This is a genomic window from Streptomyces albidoflavus, from assembly GCF_000719955.1.
Taxonomy (GTDB): domain Bacteria; phylum Actinomycetota; class Actinomycetes; order Streptomycetales; family Streptomycetaceae; genus Streptomyces; species Streptomyces albidoflavus.
The window spans coordinates 21,569-39,703 of the sequence record NZ_JOII01000019.1 but is presented as its reverse complement, the minus strand read 5'-3'; the positions used below and the strand labels follow the sequence as shown (position 1 = coordinate 39,703).

General features: G+C 72.2%; 15 protein-coding genes. 7 read left to right on the top strand and 8 right to left on the bottom strand.

Translation table 11 applies throughout. The annotated features are described in order from the left end of the window. The first annotated feature begins 83 nt into the window (after positions 1-83). The 4 genes from IF45_RS0119885 (at position 84) to IF45_RS0119870 (ending at position 5,032) form a co-directional block, all read left to right on the top strand. A complete protein-coding gene (locus IF45_RS0119885; protein ID WP_030308707.1) occupies positions 84-1,166 on the top strand; it encodes a thiamine ABC transporter substrate-binding protein in 1,083 nt (360 codons plus the stop codon). A 224-nt stretch (positions 1,167-1,390) separates the two neighbouring features. Continuing rightward, positions 1,391-3,016, top strand: a complete 1,626-nt coding sequence (locus tag IF45_RS0119880; RefSeq protein ID WP_030308705.1) for an ABC transporter permease — start codon at positions 1,391-1,393, stop codon at positions 3,014-3,016. 14 nt (positions 3,017-3,030) lie between these two features. Then, positions 3,031-4,137: an ABC transporter ATP-binding protein gene (locus tag IF45_RS0119875; RefSeq protein ID WP_030308702.1), complete on the top strand. Its 1,107-nt coding sequence runs from the start codon at positions 3,031-3,033 to the stop codon at positions 4,135-4,137. A gap of 91 nt (positions 4,138-4,228) precedes the next feature. Next, entirely contained in the window at positions 4,229-5,032 is an 804-nt protein-coding gene (locus tag IF45_RS0119870; protein WP_030308700.1) for a maleylpyruvate isomerase family mycothiol-dependent enzyme, read from the top strand. Between the two features lie 126 nt (positions 5,033-5,158). Here the strand turns inward: IF45_RS0119870 and IF45_RS0119865 are convergent, their stop codons facing one another. The 5 genes from IF45_RS0119865 to IF45_RS0119845 form a co-directional block, all read right to left on the bottom strand. After that, positions 5,159-5,569, bottom strand: coding sequence for a VOC family protein (locus IF45_RS0119865; RefSeq protein ID WP_008409418.1), 411 nt, complete (start codon positions 5,567-5,569; stop codon positions 5,159-5,161). A 184-nt stretch (positions 5,570-5,753) separates the two neighbouring features. Continuing rightward, a complete protein-coding gene (locus tag IF45_RS0119860; RefSeq protein WP_030308698.1) occupies positions 5,754-6,923 on the bottom strand; it encodes a hypothetical protein in 1,170 nt (389 codons plus the stop codon). After that, positions 6,905-7,636 (bottom strand): ABC transporter ATP-binding protein, encoded by a 732-nt coding sequence (locus IF45_RS0119855; protein WP_030308696.1) that lies wholly within the window; start codon positions 7,634-7,636, stop codon positions 6,905-6,907. Before IF45_RS0119855 ends, IF45_RS0119860 begins: the two co-directional genes overlap by 19 nt. A gap of 629 nt (positions 7,637-8,265) precedes the next feature. Further along, on the bottom strand, positions 8,266-9,645 hold the full coding sequence (locus IF45_RS0119850; RefSeq protein WP_030308694.1) for an aspartate aminotransferase family protein: 1,380 nt from the start codon (positions 9,643-9,645) through the stop codon (positions 8,266-8,268). Next, positions 9,630-10,118, bottom strand: a complete 489-nt coding sequence (locus tag IF45_RS0119845) for an Lrp/AsnC family transcriptional regulator (protein WP_003951151.1) — start codon at positions 10,116-10,118, stop codon at positions 9,630-9,632. The genes IF45_RS0119850 and IF45_RS0119845 overlap by 16 nt, the downstream gene beginning before the upstream one ends. Before the next feature lie 176 nt (positions 10,119-10,294). Between IF45_RS0119845 and IF45_RS0119840 the strand changes: the two genes are divergently transcribed. Then, positions 10,295-11,740: a gamma-aminobutyraldehyde dehydrogenase gene (locus IF45_RS0119840; RefSeq protein WP_008409424.1), complete on the top strand. Its 1,446-nt coding sequence runs from the start codon at positions 10,295-10,297 to the stop codon at positions 11,738-11,740. 197 nt (positions 11,741-11,937) lie between these two features. Here the strand turns inward: IF45_RS0119840 and IF45_RS0119835 are convergent, their stop codons facing one another. After that, a complete protein-coding gene (locus tag IF45_RS0119835) occupies positions 11,938-13,197 on the bottom strand; it encodes a serine hydrolase domain-containing protein (RefSeq protein ID WP_030308692.1) in 1,260 nt (419 codons plus the stop codon). 500 nt (positions 13,198-13,697) lie between these two features. Here IF45_RS0119835 and IF45_RS0119830 point away from each other — a divergent pair, with 500 nt between their 5' ends. Beyond that, positions 13,698-14,921, top strand: a complete 1,224-nt coding sequence (locus IF45_RS0119830) for a polyamine ABC transporter substrate-binding protein (protein WP_078842897.1) — start codon at positions 13,698-13,700, stop codon at positions 14,919-14,921. 124 nt (positions 14,922-15,045) lie between these two features. Here IF45_RS0119830 and IF45_RS0119825 read toward each other — a convergent pair whose 3' ends face one another. Continuing rightward, positions 15,046-15,801: a glycerophosphodiester phosphodiesterase gene (locus IF45_RS0119825; protein ID WP_030308688.1), complete on the bottom strand. Its 756-nt coding sequence runs from the start codon at positions 15,799-15,801 to the stop codon at positions 15,046-15,048. Between the two features lie 43 nt (positions 15,802-15,844). Beyond that, a complete protein-coding gene (locus IF45_RS0119820; protein ID WP_015507021.1) occupies positions 15,845-16,873 on the bottom strand; it encodes an adenosine deaminase in 1,029 nt (342 codons plus the stop codon). 900 nt (positions 16,874-17,773) lie between these two features. Between IF45_RS0119820 and IF45_RS33980 the strand changes: the two genes are divergently transcribed. Continuing rightward, the gene (locus tag IF45_RS33980; protein ID WP_234364528.1) at positions 17,774-18,061 is read left to right on the top strand and encodes a DUF4190 domain-containing protein; all 288 of its coding nucleotides are present in this window, start codon (positions 17,774-17,776) and stop codon (positions 18,059-18,061) included. Positions 18,062-18,135: the final 74 nt, after the last annotated feature.

Below are 18,135 nucleotides of genomic sequence, written 5' to 3'. Positions count from 1 at the left end.
GCTGTTGCGCCTTGCCCTGGCGCCGGTCCGCCGGCGCCAGGGCAAGGCCGCGTCTCTTCCTGGCATACCCAGGAGGAAATCCAGTGCCCATCGCACGCAACGCCGCCAGGACCGCGCTGGTGGCCTGTGCCGGTCTGTTCGCCGTGACGGCCTGCGGTTCCGGCGACGGCGCCGACGAAGCGCAGTCGAAGCAGGTCACTCTGGTCACGCACGACTCGTTCAACGTCTCCAAGGACGTCCTCGCCGAGTTCAAGAAGAAGACCGGTTACACCGTCAAGGTGCTGAAGAGCGGCGACGCCGGGCAGGCGGTCAACCAGGCCGTCCTCTCCAAGGGTAACCCGCAAGGCGACGTCCTGTTCGGCGTGGACAACACGCTGCTCTCCCGCGCCGTCGACAACGGCGTCTTCGCCCCGTACGAGGCGAAGGGGCTGGACCGCGTCCCGGCGGAGTACCAGCTCGACGCGGAGAAGCACCGGGTCACGCCCGTCGACACCGGCGACATCTGCGTCAACTACGACAAGAGCTACTTCGCCGACAAGAAGCTCGACCCGCCGCGCACCTTCGAGGACCTGGCCGACCCGAAGTACAAGAACCTCCTGGTCACCGAGAACGTCGCCACGTCCTCGCCGGGGCTCGGCTTCCTGCTCGGGACGGCTGCCGAGTTCGGCGACGAGGGCTGGCAGGACTACTGGAAGAAGCTCAAGGCCAACGGCGTGAAGGTCGTCGAAGGCTGGGAGCAGGCGTACAACGAGGAGTTCTCGGGCTCGGCCGGCGGCAAGAAGGCCGGCGGCGACCGGCCCCTCGTTGTTTCGTACGCGTCCAGCCCGCCCGTGGAGGTGCTGTACGCCGACCCGCAGCCCGATGAGGCCCCCACCGGGGTGCTGACCGACACCTGCTTCCGGCAGATCGAGTTCGCCGGGCTCCTCGACGGGGCGAAGAATCCCGAGGGCGGGAAGAAGCTGCTGGACTTCCTGATCGGCAAGACGTTCCAGGAGGATCTGCCGCTGCAGATGTTCGTCCGGCCCGTGGCCGACGACGCGAAGCTGCCGAAGCTCTTCACGGAGTTCGGCGCGGAGGCGGACCGGGCCCGCTCGCTCGAGCCGGAGAAGATCGCCGAGAACCGTGAGGTGTGGGTCAAGTCGTGGACCTCGCTCGTGGTGAAGTGACGGCGCGGCGCGCCGGCTCCGGCCCCGTCCGCGACGTGAGCGCGGCGGACGGGGCCGACGGGGCCGACGGGGCCGACGGGGCCGACGGGGCCGACGGGGCGCCCGGCACGGGGCGCGGTCCGAAGGCGCCGCGCGGGCCGGGACGGGGCCGCTGGCCACGGCTGCCCCGTCGCCACGTTGTCGCAGGTGGCGCGCGCAGTGGAAGCTGGGCGCGGGGCGCTCTGATGACCGTTCCCGTGGTCTTCTTCGGCATCTTCTTCGCGTACCCCGTCGCCGCCATCGTCGGCAGGGGGCTGCGGCAGGACGGGGCGTGGCAGTTCGGTGCGCTGGGGGAGGTGCTGGGCGACCCGGACATCGGGCAGGTGCTGTGGTTCACCCTCTGGCAGGCGCTCGCATCGACGGGGCTGATCCTGGTCGTCGCCATGCCCGCGGCGTACGTGTTCGCGCGACTGGAGTTCCCGGGCAAGAGTCTGCTGCGGGCCGTGGTGACGGTCCCGTTCGTCCTGCCCACCGTCGTCGTCGGGACGGCCTTCCTGGCGCTCCTCGGACGCGGCGGGCTGCTGGACGACCTGTGGGGCCTGCGCCTCGACACCACGGTGTGGGCCATCCTCCTGGCCCACGTCTTCTTCAACTACGCCGTCGTGGTCCGCACCGTCGGCGGCCTGTGGGCCCAGCTCGACCCGCGGCAGGAGGAAGCCGCCAGGATGCTCGGTGCCTCCCGGTTCCGGGCGTGGCGCACCGTCACGCTGCCCGCTCTCGGCCCTGCCGTCGCCGCGGCCGCGCTGATGGTCTTCCTGTTCACGTTCACCTCGTTCGGCGTCGTGCAGATCCTGGGCGGGCCGGGCTTCGCCACGCTCGAGGTGGAGATCTACCGGCAGACCGCGCAACTGCTCGACCTGCCCACCGCAGCCGTCCTGACCTTGGTGCAGTTCGCCGCGGTCGGGGCCATCCTCGCCGTTCACGCCTGGACCGTGCGGCGCCGCGAGAGCGCCCTCAGCCTGGTCGACGCGGCGTACGCGGTGCGCCGCGTGCGGGGGACGGGGCAGCGGATTCTGCTGGGTTTCGTCCTCGCCACCGTGGCCGTCCTGATCCTGTTGCCGCTCGGCGTCCTGGTGGAGCGGGCCCTCGACGCCCCGGGCGGGTACGGGCTGGGCTACTTCCGCGCCCTCATGTCGGCGGACGGCGGGGCGTTCCTCGTACCGCCGATCGACGCCGTCGCCAACTCGCTCCAGTACGCCGCCGTGGCGACGCTCATCGCTCTGCTCGTCGGGGGACTCGCGGCCGCCGCGCTGACGCGGCGTGCGGGTCCGTTCACCAGGGGATTCGACGCGCTGCTGATGCTCCCGCTGGGGGTGTCCGCAGTGACCGTCGGGTTCGGTTTCCTGATCGCCCTCGACCGGCCGCCGCTGGATCTGCGGGCCAGCTGGATTCTGGTGCCGCTGGCCCAGGCGCTCGTCGGGGTGCCGTTCGTGGTGCGGACCATGCTGCCCGTACTGCGCGCGGTGGACAGCCGGCTGCGGGAGGCTGCGGCCGTGCTCGGCGCGTCGCCGTGGCGGGCCTGGCGGGAGGTGGACCTGCCGCTGGTACGCCGGGCGCTGCTGGTCGCCGCGGGGTTCGCGTTCGCCGTGTCCCTCGGCGAGTTCGGAGCGACCGTCTTCATCGCACGCCCCGACAACCCGACGCTGCCGGTCGCCGTGGCAAGGCTGCTGGGCCGCGCCGGTGACCTCAACTACGGACAGGCCATGGCCCTGTCCACGATCCTCATGATCGTCTGCGTCGTCTCCCTGCTGCTCCTGGAGCGGGTCCGCCCGCTGTCCCGGGGAGCGGGCACGGCCGGGGCGCTCGACTGAACCGGAGCATTCTGATGGCTGGCACACCACGGCGTTCGGACGCGCCCCGTGCGGATGCGCAGGCGGAGCGGGACGCCGCCACGTCCCTTGGCGCGCCGCTGCTCGAGATCGAGGCGGCCTCGGTGCGGTTCGCCGACGCGGCGTACCCCGCGCTCGGCGCGGTCGACCTCCGGGTGGCGGTAGGCGAGATCGTCTGTGTGCTCGGGCCGAGCGGCAGCGGGAAGTCCACTCTGCTGCGCGCCGTGGCGGGACTCCAGGCGCTCGACTCGGGGCGGGTACGGCTGGAGGGGCGGGACCAGGCGGGAGTCCCCGCGCACCGACGGGGCGTGGGGCTCATGTTCCAGGACCACCAGCTCTTCCCTCAGCGCGACGTCGGAGGCAACATCGCCTTCGGGCCGCGTATGCACGGGGCGACGCGCGAGGAGCAGCACACGCGCGTGGCGGAGTTGCTGCGGCTGGTGGGCCTCCCCGGCGCCGCGGGGCGCGTCGTCAGCACGCTCTCCGGCGGTGAACAGCAGCGGGTCGCCCTGGCCCGCGCCCTGGCGCCCAGCCCTCGCCTGCTCATGCTCGACGAGCCGCTCGGCCAGCTGGACCGGAGCCTGCGCGAGCGTCTCGTGATCGAACTGCGGGAACTCTTCGGCACGCTGGGGACGACGGTGCTGGCGGTGACGCACGACCAGGGGGAGGCGTTCGCGCTGGCCGACCGCGTGGTGGTGATGCGGGAGGGGCGCATCGCCCAGTCCGGGACGCCGCTGGAGGTGTGGCAGCGGCCCGCCGACGCTTTCGTGGCCCGGTTCATCGGCTTCGACAACCTTGTCGCGGCCAAGGTGGCGGATGGCGTCGCGGACACGCCCTGGGGCAAGTTGCCCGTACCGCCCGGGTCCCCGCACGGGGAGCGCGAAGTGCTGGTCAGGCCCACCGGCGTACGCCTCGTGGAGCCGGACCGGGGGCTGGCCTGCACCGTGGCCGCGCGGACCTTCCGGGGCACCCATGTCTCGCTCGCGCTGGACCCGGCGACGGGGCCCAGACTGGAGGCGGCGTGCACCTTGCGGGAGGCGCCGGCGCCCGGGGCCGAGGTCGGCGTGGCCTTCGACCCGGACGACGTGGTCGTCCTCGGCTGAGACGGGGCGGGCCCCGCAGCCGCCCCGTACGCCGCGGTACGGGGCGGGAAAAGCCGGTGACCGTCCTCGGAGCGGGGGCTACGCTCCGGCCATGACTCAGAGAGATCTCTCGTACGACCGGTACTGCGACGAGGTGACCGTGCAGACGGGACTGCTGCGGCAGGCGCTGGCCGGAGCCGATCTCCAGGCGCGTGTCCCGACGTGCCCGGAGTGGATGCTGCGTGACCTCGCCGTACACGTGGGCGGTGCCACCCGGTGGATGAACGAGATCGTACGGACCCGCGCATCGGCCGAAGTGCCGGACGAGGCGGTTCCGGAGTTCGCGGGGCCGCCGGCCGAGGACGGGCCCGGGGCCCTGGACGCGTGGCTGGCCGAGGGTGCCGAGGCCGCGGCGGAGGCGTTGAGGGAGGCGGGTCCGGGGCGCCAGATGTGGACCTGGTCCTGGGAGCAGAGCTCCAGCTTCTGGGCCAGGCGGCTCACACAGGAGCTGCTGGTCCATCGCGCGGACGCCTGCATCGCGGCGGGCGTGCCGTTCGCCGCCGACGCCGAGCTGGCCGCGGACGCGGTTGACGAGTGGCTGGAGATCGTCGCGTACGTGCAGCGGGTCCAGCCGGCCGACCCCGCCGGAGAGTTGCGGGGTGGCGGACGCACCCTGCACCTCCACGCGACGGACGCGGCGCCGGGCGTACGCGGGGAATGGCTCATCGAGCTCACGGACGACGGGTTCGCGGTACGGCCGGAGCACAGCGACGGAGCCACGGTGGAACTGCGCGGACCCATGACCGAACTGATGCTCGCCTTTTACCGACGCCTTCCCCTGACCAGTGACGAGGTCGAGGTGCGCGGCGACCGCTCATTCCTGGAGTTCTGGCTGGAGCGCGCCAGCTTTGGGTGACTGACGTACCGGGGCGGCTCCGGGAGCGCTTGGCTGCCCCGTCGGGCGACGGGCGGAGGCGGCGAGTTGCCGCCTCCGCGCCCCTCAGGGCCGGTCAGGATCGGCTCGTACGGCCCGGACGGCTGCTCAGCCCTCGATGACCGACGGGTCCATCCAGACGACCTCGAAGTGGTGACCGTCCGGGTCGAAGAAGGCCCGGCCGTACATGAAGTCGCCCTGCTCCTGGGTCTCGCCGGCGGGGGCACCCCCGGAGGCGATCGCCTTGTCGACGAGCTCGTCGACCTTCTCTCTGCTTTCGGCGCTCAGCGCCAGGAGGGCCTCGACCGTCTGGGAGGAGTCGGCGATCTGCTTCTTGGTGAACTGACCGAACCGCTCCTTCTTCATGATCATCAGTACGATGGCGTCGCTGATCACGACGGACGCGGTGCTGTCGTCGGAGAACTGCTCGTTGAGGGCGAAACCCAGCTCGGTGAAGAACTTCTTCGACGCTTCCAGGTCGTTCACCGCGAGGTTGACGAAAATCATCTGCTGGTACATGGCTGTCCCCACTGGTAGGCGGAGGGCGGCACGGCCGCCGTCCTGCGGTGCAGGTGGCCCGGAGGTTTCCTGCGTTCATGGTGTTGGACCGGGGGCGGGGGCGGAACTCATCGGTGGTGGGTCGCCGTTCCGCGCTCCGCGCGTCGCGTGGGGCGTGCGAAGCGGCGTACGGGGGTTGCGGGGCTCAGCCGCGTAGCGGCGCCGCCGCGAGGGTCGCCACTGCCCAGGTGAGTGGGACGAAGACCGCGATCAGCGTTACGGCACGGAGCGCCGCCGCGTTGCGGAGCGCCGAGGCGGGGGCGCCGAGCCGCAACAGCGCCGCGTTGGCCGACGCACGCGACCTCCTGGCCTCGACGCCTGCGCTGAGCAGGGTCGCGAGGGCGCATCCGGCCACCAGTACGCCGCCGAGCGCCGTCAGCGGCCCTGCGGGGGCGGTGCCGGTGCCCGCCCCGTAGAGCGTGGCGGAAGCGAGTGCGCCCGACGCGACGGCGCAGACCACGCCCACGGGGCGGCCCATGCGGGTGGCCTCCTCCTGGAGGCCGCGCCCGGCCAGCAGCCGTACCGCGCCCGGCTTCGCCGACTGCAGCACCCGGCCGCAGAGGTGGGTCAGGCCAGGTCCGGCGAGCGCCAGGCCCAGCGCGGTGAGCAGCCAGCCGAGTACGCCGCCGAGCGCGCCCGACTCCACGCCGCCGGGCAGCGGTACGCCGCCGTCGCGCGACGTACCGCCCGCCGCCCAGCTCTCCACGGCCAGCCCCGTCGCCAGCAGGGCGACGCCCCAGGGGAGTCCTGATGGTACGGGCAGCGGCGTGGGGGGCTCCGTCCGCGGCGCCGTGGGGGCAGGCCGCCCCGCGCGGGGGCGTAGTGCCACGGCGGTCGCGAGGGACGCCACGGCGGGGACGATCGCGAGCAGGGTCAGCACGGCGGCCAGCGGCAGCGGCTGGTCCGCGGCGAGCATCCCAGCGGCCGCCCCGTCGAACGGCAGCCCCGTCAGGTCGCCCCGCAGGTGCAGGAAGAACAGCAGTGCCACCACCGAGCCCAGCAGGCTGGACAGCGCCGTGGACGCCGCGGCGAGGCCGGCCAGCGCCGCGGGGCCGAGCCCGACGGAGGACAGGCCCTCGCGGGGGCGCGTGGCGGGGTCGTTGCGAGCCATGGCGACGGCGAAGTACACCGTGGCGGTCAGTGGGACGACGCACCAGGCGAGCCGGAGCAGGGCGCCGGCCGCCCCGGGATGCGCCAGGGCGTGGCTGAGGGCGCTCAGCATGAGGAAGCCCGTACCCGCCGACGCCGCGGCGACCAGGAGTCGGCCACAGAGGACGAACGGGTGGGCGCCGCGGGTCAGACGGAGAGCGAGCACGCTGCCCGGCCTTCCTGCTCGGGGGCGTCGGGCGCCTCGGCGTCGGCCCGGCCGTCGCTCAGCCGCACCGTGCGGTCGGCGACGGACGCGGTGTCCGCGTCGGAGGTGGCGATGACGACCGTGATGTCGTGGGAACGGGCCGCGGAGGTGAGGGTGCGCAGCGCGTGGGCCCGTTCGGGGCGGCGCAGCGCCACGGTGGGTTCGTCGGCGAGGATCACGGCGGGCTCCATGGCGATGGCCCGCGCGACGCAGACCTGCTGGCGCTGCCCGTAGGCCAGGGCGTGCGGACGTTTGCGCGCCAGCGGGCCGAGATCGAACCGGTCGAGCCACTCCATCGCGGCGGCCTTCGCGGCACGTCGCGGCGTACCGCGCAGCAGCAGGGGGAGCGCGGCGTTCTCCCAGGCGCTCAGCTCCGGAACCAGGTGGGGTTCCGAATCGATCCACCCCAGGTGCTCGCGGCGGAACCGCTCACGCTGCGAGGGAGTGAGGCTGTGGACCGGCATCTCGTCGAACCAGATCTCCCCCGTGTCGGGGACGAGCTGGCCCGAGAGGCAGCGCAGCAGTGTGGTCTTGCCGCCGGCCCGGGGCCCCGTGACCGCGAGGATCTCGCCCGCGCGGACCCCGAGGGTGACGTCCGCGAGGACGGGGGAGCCGTGATGCGCGTGGTGCAGGCCGACGGCCCGCACCACGTCGTTGTCGGGTGGGGCCGCCATGGTGACACCTCGGTTCCGTGAGCACGGTGCGGCCAGCTCGGCTCCGCAGGCCCACGGGGCGGGACAGGCGCGGTGCACGGGGCGGTCGCCCTACGGAAGGGAACCTAGGGACGCGCGGGGGGCCCGTCGCACCCACACGGCCCGATGCCGCGCGTTCTCACTCGAACGGGTGGCACCGGGCCGTCGGGGGTGCGGGGGATGGAGGTCCGCCGTATCGGCGGCGGGGCTGGGCGGGCTCCGTCCGGCGGGGCGGTGGGCCGGGCGGGGGAGCGGGGCTAGGGCGAGGTGCGGCGGCGTTGCACGGTTCTGCGCGACGGCGCGCGGTGCCGTAAGGGAACTCGGGGCTCCGTGCCCCTTACTGCGCCGTGCGGGGCGGGGGTACCCAGTACCGGGTGTCTGCCCAGCACGCCGCAGTAAGGGTCAGCGCCGCGGAGCGCCCCTATACTCTGGCCCAGCGCGGCGCCCTTATAAGTAGCGACGCTTCAACGGGGCGGGCGCCGTACGCCGGGCGCCCCGTACGCCGCACGGCGCCGGCCCCGTCACGCCGCCCGCCCCGTCCAGTAAGGCACCACGCCGCGCAGCGCCCCCTACGTCCCGAACCCGGCATCCGCTCCGCGAAGCCCCCCCCGTCAGACCTTCGTCCAAGCCTCCGTCAGCACCGTGCGCAGGATGCCCTCGATCTCGTCGAACGTCGACTGGTCGGAGGTCAGTGGCGGGGCCAGCTGGATGACCGGGTCGCCTCGGTCGTCGGCGCGGCAGTACAGGCCGTTGTCGAAGAGGGCCTTGGAGAGGAAGCCGTAGAGGACGCGTTCGGTCTCCTCCTCGGTGAAGGTCTCTTTGGTGGCCTTGTCCTTGACGAGTTCGATGCCGTAGAAGAAGCCGTTGCCGCGGACGTCGCCGACGATGGGCAGGTCGTGGAGCTTCTGGAGGGTGGCGAAGAAGTTGCCCTCGTTGTCGAGGACGTGCTGGTTGAGGCCCTCGCGGTCGAAGATGTCGAGGTTGGCCAGGGCGACCGCGGACGAGACCGGGTGGCCGCCGAAGGTGTAGCCGTGCAGGAAGGTGTTGTCGCCCTGGTAGAAGGGCTCCGCGAGGCGGTCGGAGATGATGCAGGCGCCGATGGGGGAGTAGCCCGAGGTCATGCCCTTGGCGCAGGTGATCATGTCCGGGACGTAGCCGAACTTGTCGCAGGCGAAGGTGGTTCCGAGCCGGCCGAAGGCGCAGATGACCTCGTCGGAGACGAGCAGCACGTCGTACTGGTCGCAGATCTCGCGGACGCGCTGGAAGTAGCCGGGCGGCGGCGGGAAGCAGCCGCCGGCGTTCTGCACCGGTTCCAGGAAGACGGCGGCGACGGTCTCCGGGCCCTCGAAGAGGATCTGCTGCTCGATCTGGTCGGCGGCCCAGCGGCCGAACGCCTCGGGGTCGTCGCCGAAGAGCGGAGCGCGGTAGATGTTGGTGTTCGGGACCTTGTGCGCGCCCGGCACCAGCGGCTCGAACGGGGCCTTGAGGGCGGGCAGTCCGGTGATGGAGAGCGCCCCCTGCGGCGTGCCGTGGTAGGCGACGGCGCGGGAGATGACCTTGTGCTTGGTCGGCTTGCCGGTCAGCTTGAAGTACTGCTTCGCCAGCTTCCACGCGGTCTCGACCGCCTCGCCGCCGCCGGTGGTGAAGAAGACCTTGTTCAGGTCGCCCGGTGCCTCGTGGGCCAGCCGCTCGGCGAGTTCGACCGCCTTCGGGTGGGCGTACGACCAGATGGGGAAGAACGCCAGGTCCTGCGCCTGCTTGGAGGCCGCCTCGGCCAGTTCGGTGCGGCCGTGTCCGGCCTGCACGACGAAGAGTCCCGCCAGTCCGTCCAGGTATCGCCGCCCCTGGTCGTCGAAGATGTAGGTGCCCTCGCCCCGCACGATGGTGGGAACGGGTGCGCTCTCGTACGACGACATGCGCGTGAAGTGCATCCACAGGTGGTCGTACGCGGTTCGGCTGAGGTCCTTGCTCACGGCTATCGGGTTCCCCACATGTAGGTCTGCTTCTTGAGCTTCAGGTAGACGAAGCTCTCGGTGGAGCGCACACCGGGGAGGGCCCGGATGCGTTTGTTGATCGTCTCCAGCAGGTGGTCGTCGTCCTCGCAGACGATCTCCACCATCAGGTCGAAGGAGCCCGCGGTCATCACCACGTACTCGCACTCGGCCATGGCCGACAGTGCCTCGGCGACCGGATCGAGGTCGCCTTCGACGTTGATGCCGACCATCGCCTGGCGTCGCAGCCCCACGGTGAGCGGGTCGGTCACCGCGACGATCTGCATCACTCCCTGGTCCAGCAGCTTCTGGACGCGCTGGCGTACGGCCGCCTCGGAGAGGCCGACGGCTTTGCCGATCGCGGCGTAGGGGCGGCGTCCGTCCTCCTGGAGCTGCTCGATGATTGCCAGGGAGACGGCGTCGACGGACGACGAACCGCTCCCGTTCCTGGAGTCTGCGCTTCGACTGGCCACGGCCTCACTGTGCACGAGGTCTCGTCGGTTTCGCAAGGCTGCACCGATGTAATTCGTTGTCGCGGCGTCGATCGGGTACCGATTTCGCAGATGCTGGGGGTTGGCCATGTTGAAAACGTCGGCGCACGGATTAGGGTGGGTGTCTCATCCACTGGACATCCGACAGGAGGCCGGCAGTGACCGAGCTGGGACAGGCGCGCAAGCTGCGCAACTACATTGCCGGGGAGTTCAAGGACGCCGCCGACGGGCGTACGACCGAGATCATCAACCCCGCCACGGGTGAGGTCTACGCGACCGCGCCGCTCTCCGGCCAGGCCGACGTCGACGCCGCCATGGAGGCCGCCGCGGCCGCCTTCCCCGCCTGGCGCGACACCACCCCCGCCGAACGGCAGCGTGCCCTGCTGAAGATCGCCGACGCCTTCGAGGAGCGCGCCGAGGAGCTGATCGCCGCGGAGTCGGAGAACACCGGCAAGCCGCTGGGCCTGACCCGGAGCGAGGAAATCCCTCCTATGGTCGACCAGATCCGGTTCTTCGCGGGCGCCGCGCGGATGCTCGAGGGACGCTCCGCAGGCGAGTACATGGAGGGGCTCACCTCCTTCGTACGCCGCGAGCCGATCGGCGTCTGCGCGCAGGTCGCCCCGTGGAACTACCCGATGATGATGGGCGTCTGGAAGTTCGCCCCGGCGCTGGCCGCGGGCAACACCGTCGTCCTCAAGCCCTCCGACACCACCCCGGCGTCGACCGTGCTGATGGCCGAGATCATCGGGTCGATCGTGCCCAAGGGCGTCTTCAACGTCATCTGCGGCGACCGCGACACCGGCCGCGCCATGGTCGAGCACCCCACCCCGGCGATGGCCTCCATCACCGGCTCCGTGCGGGCCGGCATGCAGGTGGCCGAGTCGGCGGCCAAGGACCTCAAGAGGGTCCACCTGGAGCTGGGCGGCAAGGCGCCGGTCCTGGTCTTCCAGGACGCCGACATCGCCGCGGCTGCCGCGGGCATCAGCGAGGCCGGGTTCTTCAACGCCGGGCAGGACTGCACCGCCGCCACCCGCGTCCTGGTCCACGAGTCGGTCCACGACGACTTCGTCACCGCGCTCGCCAAGGCCGCGGCCGACACCAAGACCGGGCAGCCCGACGACGAGGACGTCCTGTACGGCCCCCTCAACAACGCCGACCAGCTCGCCAAGGTCTCCGGCTTCATCGACCGCCTCCCGGCCCACGCCAAGGTCGAGGCGGGCGGCCACCGGGTCGGTGACAAGGGGTACTTCTACGCCCCGACCGTGGTCAGCGGCCTGAAGCAGGACGACGAGATCATCCAGAACGAGGTCTTCGGCCCCGTCATCACCGTCCAGTCCTTCACCGACGAGGACCAGGCCCTCGCGTACGCCAACGGCGTCGAGTACGCCCTCGCCTCCTCGGTGTGGACCAAGGACCACGGCCGGGCCATGCGCCTCTCGCGCCACCTCGACTTCGGCTGCGTGTGGATCAACACCCACATCCCGCTGGTCGCCGAGATGCCGCACGGCGGATTCAAGAAGTCCGGTTACGGCAAGGACCTGTCCGCGTACGGCTTCGACGACTACACGCGCGTCAAGCACGTGATGACGTCGCTGGAGAGCTGAGCCCCGCGAAGCGGTCGATGGACGCGCACCGGCGCCGCCCCGTTCAGGGGGCGGCGCCGGTGCGCGTTTCACGGGGCGTTGCGGGGCGGCGTTTGCGCAGGTACGGGGCGGCGTACGGGGCGGGCGGCGGGGCGCGGTACGTCGGGGCGTACGGGGCGGGGCGGGCGCCCCGTCGCGCACCGTGCGGGGCGTTCGGGTCAGCCGAACGCCGGGATGCCGAACCGTGCCGCGACGGGGCCGCCCGACTCCTTCGCCGTGGTGCCCGTGACCCCGTAGACGACGGTGCGGGACAGGTTCCGTGTGGCGGCGATCCCGGCGTTGTAGCCGGGGCGTGCGCCGCTCTTGCCCCACACGACCTTGCCGTCACCGAGGTCGAACCGCTCCAGGCCGGCGCTCATCGTGGCCCCGTCGATGTCCGGCACGGTGAACATCTCCTCCAGCTGGGACCGGGGCACCGCCTTGCCCGTGAACACGCCGACCAGGAGGCGCTCGAGGTCGGCGGGGGACGAAACGAGGTCGCCCGCCGCCCAGCGGTCGGTCATCCGCCATCGGGTCACGTCCACGCGGACGCCGTCCACCAGCTGGTAGCCGCGGTTGTGCGCGCCCCGGATGCCCACCTCGTCGCCGGGGAAGTAACTGGCGCGCATTCCGAGGGGCCGCAGCACCCTCCGGGTGGCCTCCGCCTCGAAGGGATGCCCCGTGACCTTCTCCACGATCAGGGCGAGCAGGGTGTAGTTGATGTTCAGGTACTGCTGCTGCTCGCCCGGGGCGAAGGCGGGGCCCTTGGCGACGGCGGTGCGGACCACCTCCGCCACGGGGAGACGGTCGAAACGGTGCGCGTACTGCTCCTCCCACGGTCCGTTGAGGCCGGCACCGGCCTGGATGCCGCTGGTGTGGTTCAGCAGGTTCCGTACCGTGACCGGCTGGGTGAAGTCGTCGGTCAGCAGGCCGGGGAGGAGTTCCTGGACGGTGCTGTCGAGGCTCAGCCGGTTCTCGGCGGCGAGTTGCAGGACGACCGAGGCGTTGACGACCTTGGTCACCGAACCGGCCCGGATGCGTCCGTCGGCCAGGGCCGCCCGTCCGCTCCGGATGTCCCTGACGCCTGCCGAGCCCTCGAACCGCCCGTCCCTCCCTCCCGCGAGCACCACGGCCGCGGTCGCCTCGTCGTCCGGGAGCCCGACGAGCGCGGAGCGCAGTGCCTCGGAGCGTGGGTGGTCGTCGCGGGTGACGACGGGCGCTGCGGCGGGTGACTGCGTGGAGGCCGTCGCCGTGCGGACCGTTGCTACGGGGGCGTTGGCGGCTGCGGGGAGGGTGGCCGTGCCGAGCAGCGTGAGCGTGGTGACGGCGCAGAGCGCCGCCCCGTACGGTGCGGCGGCGCGGCGTGTGCGGCGTCGCGGGGACGTGCGGGGCGACGGGGCGGTACGGGGCGTAGTGGTCTCAGTGGTGCGACGGTGCATGGCGGAGTCTCCTCGGAGGCTGGGCGAACGCGACGGCCTGCCCGGCGCGGTGTCGGCCCGTTCTGGAGGCGGAAGCGGCGACTGCGCGGGTGGGGCGTGGACATGGCCATCCTGCTGAGCGCGGGTGTGGTTGGGATCATCACTTGGGACGGGGTCGTACCCGGAGATTCGCGTTCCTGAAGGCCTGTCAGGGGCAAGGTGGCGAAAGGGTTCATCCCTAGGGGGGTGCTGGGCGGCGCCCTGGGTCCGCTTCACGGGGCGGGTCACGGAGCCACGTTTCGGGGCGGGCCGCACCGTGGTGAGTGCGCCCCGTACGGAGCGTCTACTGGGCGCGCGACCAGGCGTTTTGCGGCTAGGGGAGGAGTGCATGGGGCGCGCCCCGTGGCGGCGTCCGTACCGCGCGGCGCAGCATCGGAGCGGGGCGCGAGGGCGTACCAGGTGCGGCCCGTGCCATGAGCAGGGCGTGCCCCTTCGGAGCCCGGCGATCGACGGAACGTCCATTGCCCGCGCCCAGGCACCGGCGCCATCCTGCGCTGGTGCGAACGAACCTGAGGAACTCTCCGCCCCGTCGTTCCCTGCTCGGCGCTCTCGCCGCCGCGGCCGCCGGCGCGGCACTCACCTCCTGCGGCGTGCCTGCCGCCTACGTCGCCCCGGAAGGCCGCGCGAGACGCGACGAGTCCGCCCGGGACAAGTCCTTGCACTTCGCCAACTGGCCGCTCTACATAGACACCTCCGAGGACCGGCCGACGCGTCGTCCCACACTCGACGCGTTCACCGGCAGGACCGGCATCGCCGTCACCTACACGGAGGAGATCAACGACAACGACGAGTTCTTCGGCAAGGTGAGCCCCTCGCTGATGAACCATCAGGAGACCGGCCGGGACCTCGTGGTCATCAGCGACTGGATGTGCGCGCGATTCGTGCGGCTCGGCTGGGTCCAGGAGATGGACCGCTCGCGCCAGCCGCACGTGGCCCGTCACCTGGACCCGTTGCTGCGCGGGCCTCACTTCGACGAGGGGCGCAGGTTCTCCGTGCCGTGGCAGTCGGGCATCACCGGCATCGCGTACAACCGGCGACGGCTCGGACGGGAGATCCGGCAGGTTTCCGATCTGTGGGCGGAGGATCTGCGGGGCCGGGTCACGCTGCTGTCAGGGATGGACGAGGCGTTCGCGCTCCTCCTGCAGGGGGACGGCGTGGACATCGCTCGCTGGACCGCCGACGACTTCCACCGGATGTGCGACCGCGTGGAGGGGCTGGTCCGTGCCGGGCACATCAGGCGGTTCACCGGCAACGACTACATCAAGGACCTGGCCGCCGGTGACGTCCTGGCGTGCCAGGCGTACAGCGGTGACGTGATCCAGCTCCAGAACGACGATCCGGACATCGAGTTCGTGGTCCCGGAGGAGGGCGCTGAACTCTGGGCCGAGTCGCTGATGATTCCCAACCTCGCCCGCCACAAGGCCAACGCCGAACTCCTCGTCGACCACTACTACCGCCCCGAGGTGGCGGCGGAGCTGGCCGGCTGGGTCAACTACGTGTGCCCCGTACCCGCCGCCCGCGACGTCCTCGCCTCTTCGCGGGACGCGGAGACCGCCGCGCTCGCCGAGGACCCGCTCATCTTCCCGGACGACGCGATGCGCCGACGGCTCGTGATCGCCCGGGACATCACGTCCGCGGAGCGCAGGGAGTTCGGGAAGCGGTGGAACGCGCTTGCGGGATTGTGAGGCGTCGGGACGTGGCAGTCGGTTCGGAGCGCGCGCCTGACGGGGGGCGGCCACGGTGCCGCCCCGTGCGGTCACGGGGCGGCCGTGCGGCGTAACGGTAAGGGCAACGCCGCGACGCCAACCCTTACGTGACCGCCCCTGGCCGCGCCGCAGGTCCGAGGAGTCCTCGTAGGACGTCGATCCGGTTGGTGGTGACGGAGTCGACGCCCAGGGCCAGCAGCCGGCGCATCGTGCGCTTCGTGTCGGGGGTCCAGACGGACATCAGCAGGCCGTCCCGGTGGACTCGGTCCACCAGGTCGCGGCCGACCAGGCCGAACCGGTAGTTGAGCCAACGGGGCCGCACGGCGGAGAGCAGTGCCGGGCGTGGCGGCGCCAACGTCGTCCAGGTCAGTGCGATCTCCGCCTCCCCGTCGAGCTCCCGCACCTGGAGCATGGTCGCGGCGTCCCCCGACCAGTACACGCGGTCGGCCGCCCCGGACTCCTGCACCGTGCCGACCATCGCGGCGACGTCGCGACGCGACGGTGTGCCCGGCAGGTCGATCATGAGCCTGCTGTCCAAGGTCACGCGCAGCGCCTCGTCCAGGCGCGGCAGCCTGCCGGCCGTCAGATCGGTGACTGCGTCGGCCGACAAGGAGGCGAGGCGCCGCTCGTGCCCCCACAGCCGTTCCAGGGTGGCGTCGTGCAGCAGCATCGGAACGCCGTCCCGGGTGACCCGTACGTCCACCTCGACCGCGTCCGCCCCGCGGTCGAGCGCGGAGCGCAGTGAGGGGAGCGTGTTCTCCCGGATCTGGTACGGGTCGCCCCGATGGGCCACGGCGACGGTGCGGGGCGGCGTGGGGGCCGTGCCGCGGGGCGAGTTCGTGCGGTGCGCGGTGGACATGGGCTCCATGCTGCCCGACGCGGCGCTGTGCCGCCGCCGTGGCTCACCCCTGGGCGAGCCAGCTCTCCGTCCACGCGTCGATCTCCGCCGTGATCCGGTCCTTGCCGGCCTGGTCCAGGAAGGAGGCCTCGACGGCGTTCTTGGCCAGCTCCGCGACACCGCGTTCGTCGAGGCCCAGTAGCCGGGCGGCCACGTCGTACTCGCTGTTGAGGTCCGTGCCGAACATCGGCGGGTCGTCGCTGTTGATCGTCACCAGTACGCCGGCGTCCACCAGCTTCTTCAGCGGGTGCAGCCCGATCTCGGTCACGGCGCGGGTCGCCACGTTGGAGGTGGGGCAGACCTCCAGCGGAATGCGATGCTCCGCCAGGTACCGGAGCAGCTCCGGGTCCTGGGCGGAGCTGATGCCGTGTCCGATGCGCTCGGCACGCAGGGCGCGCAGCGCCTCCCAGACGGTCTCGGGGCCCGTCGTCTCCCCGGCGTGCGGCACGCTGTGCAGCCCCGCCTCGATCGCCCGGTCGAAGTACGGCTTGAACTGCGCCCGCGGAACGCCGATCTCCGGTCCGCCCAGCCCGAAGGAGACCAGGCCCTCGGGACGCAGATCGAGGGCGAGCCGCAGAGTCTCCTCGGCCGACTCGAGCCCCGCCTCGCCGGGGATGTCGAAGCACCAGCGCAGAACGACGCCGAACTCCGCCTCCGCGGCCTTCCGGGCGTCCTCTATGGCCTCCATGAAGGCCCGTTCGTCGATGCCCCGGCGCGTGGAGCTGTAGGGAGTCACCGTCAGTTCCGCGTACCGGACGTTCTGCCGCGCCATGTCGCGGGCGATCTCGAAGGTCAGGAGACGTACGTCCTCCGGCGTCCGGATCAGGTCGACCACCGAGAGGTACACCTGGATGAAGTGGGCGAAATCGGTGAACGTGAAGTAGTCCGCCACCGCCTCCGGGTCGCTCGGCACTGCCGAGTCCGGGTGCCGGGCCGCCAGCTCGGCCACGATGCGTGGGGAGGCCGACCCCACGTGGTGCACGTGCAGTTCGGCCTTCGGCAGGCCCGCGATGAAGGCGTGCAGATCGGTCACGGTGTCCTCCGGCAACTGGTCCAGGCTCCGCCGTCCGGAGTCTGCCCCCGGGCGGGCCGGAGCCATCCTAGGCACAGGCCGGCCCCCTGCCGGGCTGCCCGTAGCATGATCGGACACCGGTACGAGGGGGTGGGCGCGATGCCCGAGAACGAAGAGCAGGCCGAGCGGCGTCGCGAAGAAGCCGAAGAGGAGCACCCCGCCACGGTGATCGAGCTGAAGGCTCCGGCCGAGGGCACCGCGGAGCCTGCGGCGGGGGAGCACGGGGCGGATGCCGACGGGGCTGACGGGGCGCCGGAGCGGCCGGGCGGGACGCCGCCGGCCAGCGCGCCGAAAGCGAGCCTGTCGCTGACCAAGAGCACGGACGCGGCAGCCGTGGCGCCTGGCGCGCCGGAGTCACATGCCCCCGAGCCTCAGGCACTGGGGTCCGACGCCGGGGCAGCGGCTGGCGCCGTTATGGCGCCGAGGGAGCAGCTCGACCTGTGGGCTCCGCCGAACCCTGCGGAGCGCTCGCCCGGCGCGGCTCCGTACGGGGCGCAACCGCTGGGCGCGGTGCCTGGCGGCTACGTGTCGCAGTTCGCGCCGCCCGCGCCGTACGCCCCCGGTAGCCCCTACGCCGCGGCGGCACCCCTTACACCGCCTGCCTCCGCGAGCCCCGTACCACCCCCGCCGATCGGCCCGGAAGGCCCCGGCCCCGCCCCCGTCGGACCCTCGCCGTCGCACGGGCAGGCGCTGGGACCCGCCGCGTACGGGGCGTACCACGCGGGCCCCGTGCCCCCTCCGTACGGCCCGTCCGCCCAGCCGCCCTCCCCGTACGGGTCCGGCTACGGGGCGGGCCCCGGCGGCTACCCCGCTCCGTACGCGCACCCCGGCTGGGGCTGGCCGACCGGCCTCCGGAACGGTATGGGCGATGCGAGCCTCGCCCTCGGCATCATCGGCCTCGTCCTCTTCCTGGCCTTCCCCCTAGCGATGATCCTGGGAGTGCTCGCCCTGATCTTCGGCGGCATCGGCCACGCCCGGGCGCGGCGTGGCGAGGCAGGCAACCGTGGTCAGGCCCTCGCCGGGATGATCTGCGGGGGTGTGGCGCTGGTGCTGGGAACGTTGGTGCTGGTTCTGGTGGTCAGTACGGCCGGCGAGGACGTGGACGGGCGCGTGGACGAGGGTGGGTACTCGGCGACGTCGGTTCGCTGAGGGGAGGCGGCGCGGAGCGCTCGCCTTGATCGCGACGGGGCGCCCCGTCCAGGCCGCCGCCTCGTAGCGGAGCG

Bases quoted from the DNA above. Each gene is read 5' to 3' on its own strand.
- IF45_RS0119855 (WP_030308696.1), bottom strand. From the start codon at position 7,636: ATGGCGGCCCCACCCGACAACGACGTGGTGCGGGCCGTCGGCCTGCAC.
- IF45_RS0119835 (WP_030308692.1), bottom strand. From the start codon at position 13,197: ATGCACCGTCGCACCACTGAGACCACTACGCCCCGTACCGCCCCGTCG.
- IF45_RS0119880 (WP_030308705.1), top strand. From the start codon at position 1,391: ATGACCGTTCCCGTGGTCTTCTTCGGCATCTTCTTCGCGTACCCCGTC.
- IF45_RS0119870 (WP_030308700.1), top strand. From the start codon at position 4,229: ATGACTCAGAGAGATCTCTCGTACGACCGGTACTGCGACGAGGTGACC.
- IF45_RS0119865 (WP_008409418.1), bottom strand. From the start codon at position 5,569: ATGTACCAGCAGATGATTTTCGTCAACCTCGCGGTGAACGACCTGGAA.
- IF45_RS0119825 (WP_030308688.1), bottom strand. From the start codon at position 15,801: ATGTCCACCGCGCACCGCACGAACTCGCCCCGCGGCACGGCCCCCACG.
- IF45_RS0119875 (WP_030308702.1), top strand. From the start codon at position 3,031: ATGGCTGGCACACCACGGCGTTCGGACGCGCCCCGTGCGGATGCGCAG.
- IF45_RS33980 (WP_234364528.1), top strand. From the start codon at position 17,774: ATGGGCGATGCGAGCCTCGCCCTCGGCATCATCGGCCTCGTCCTCTTC.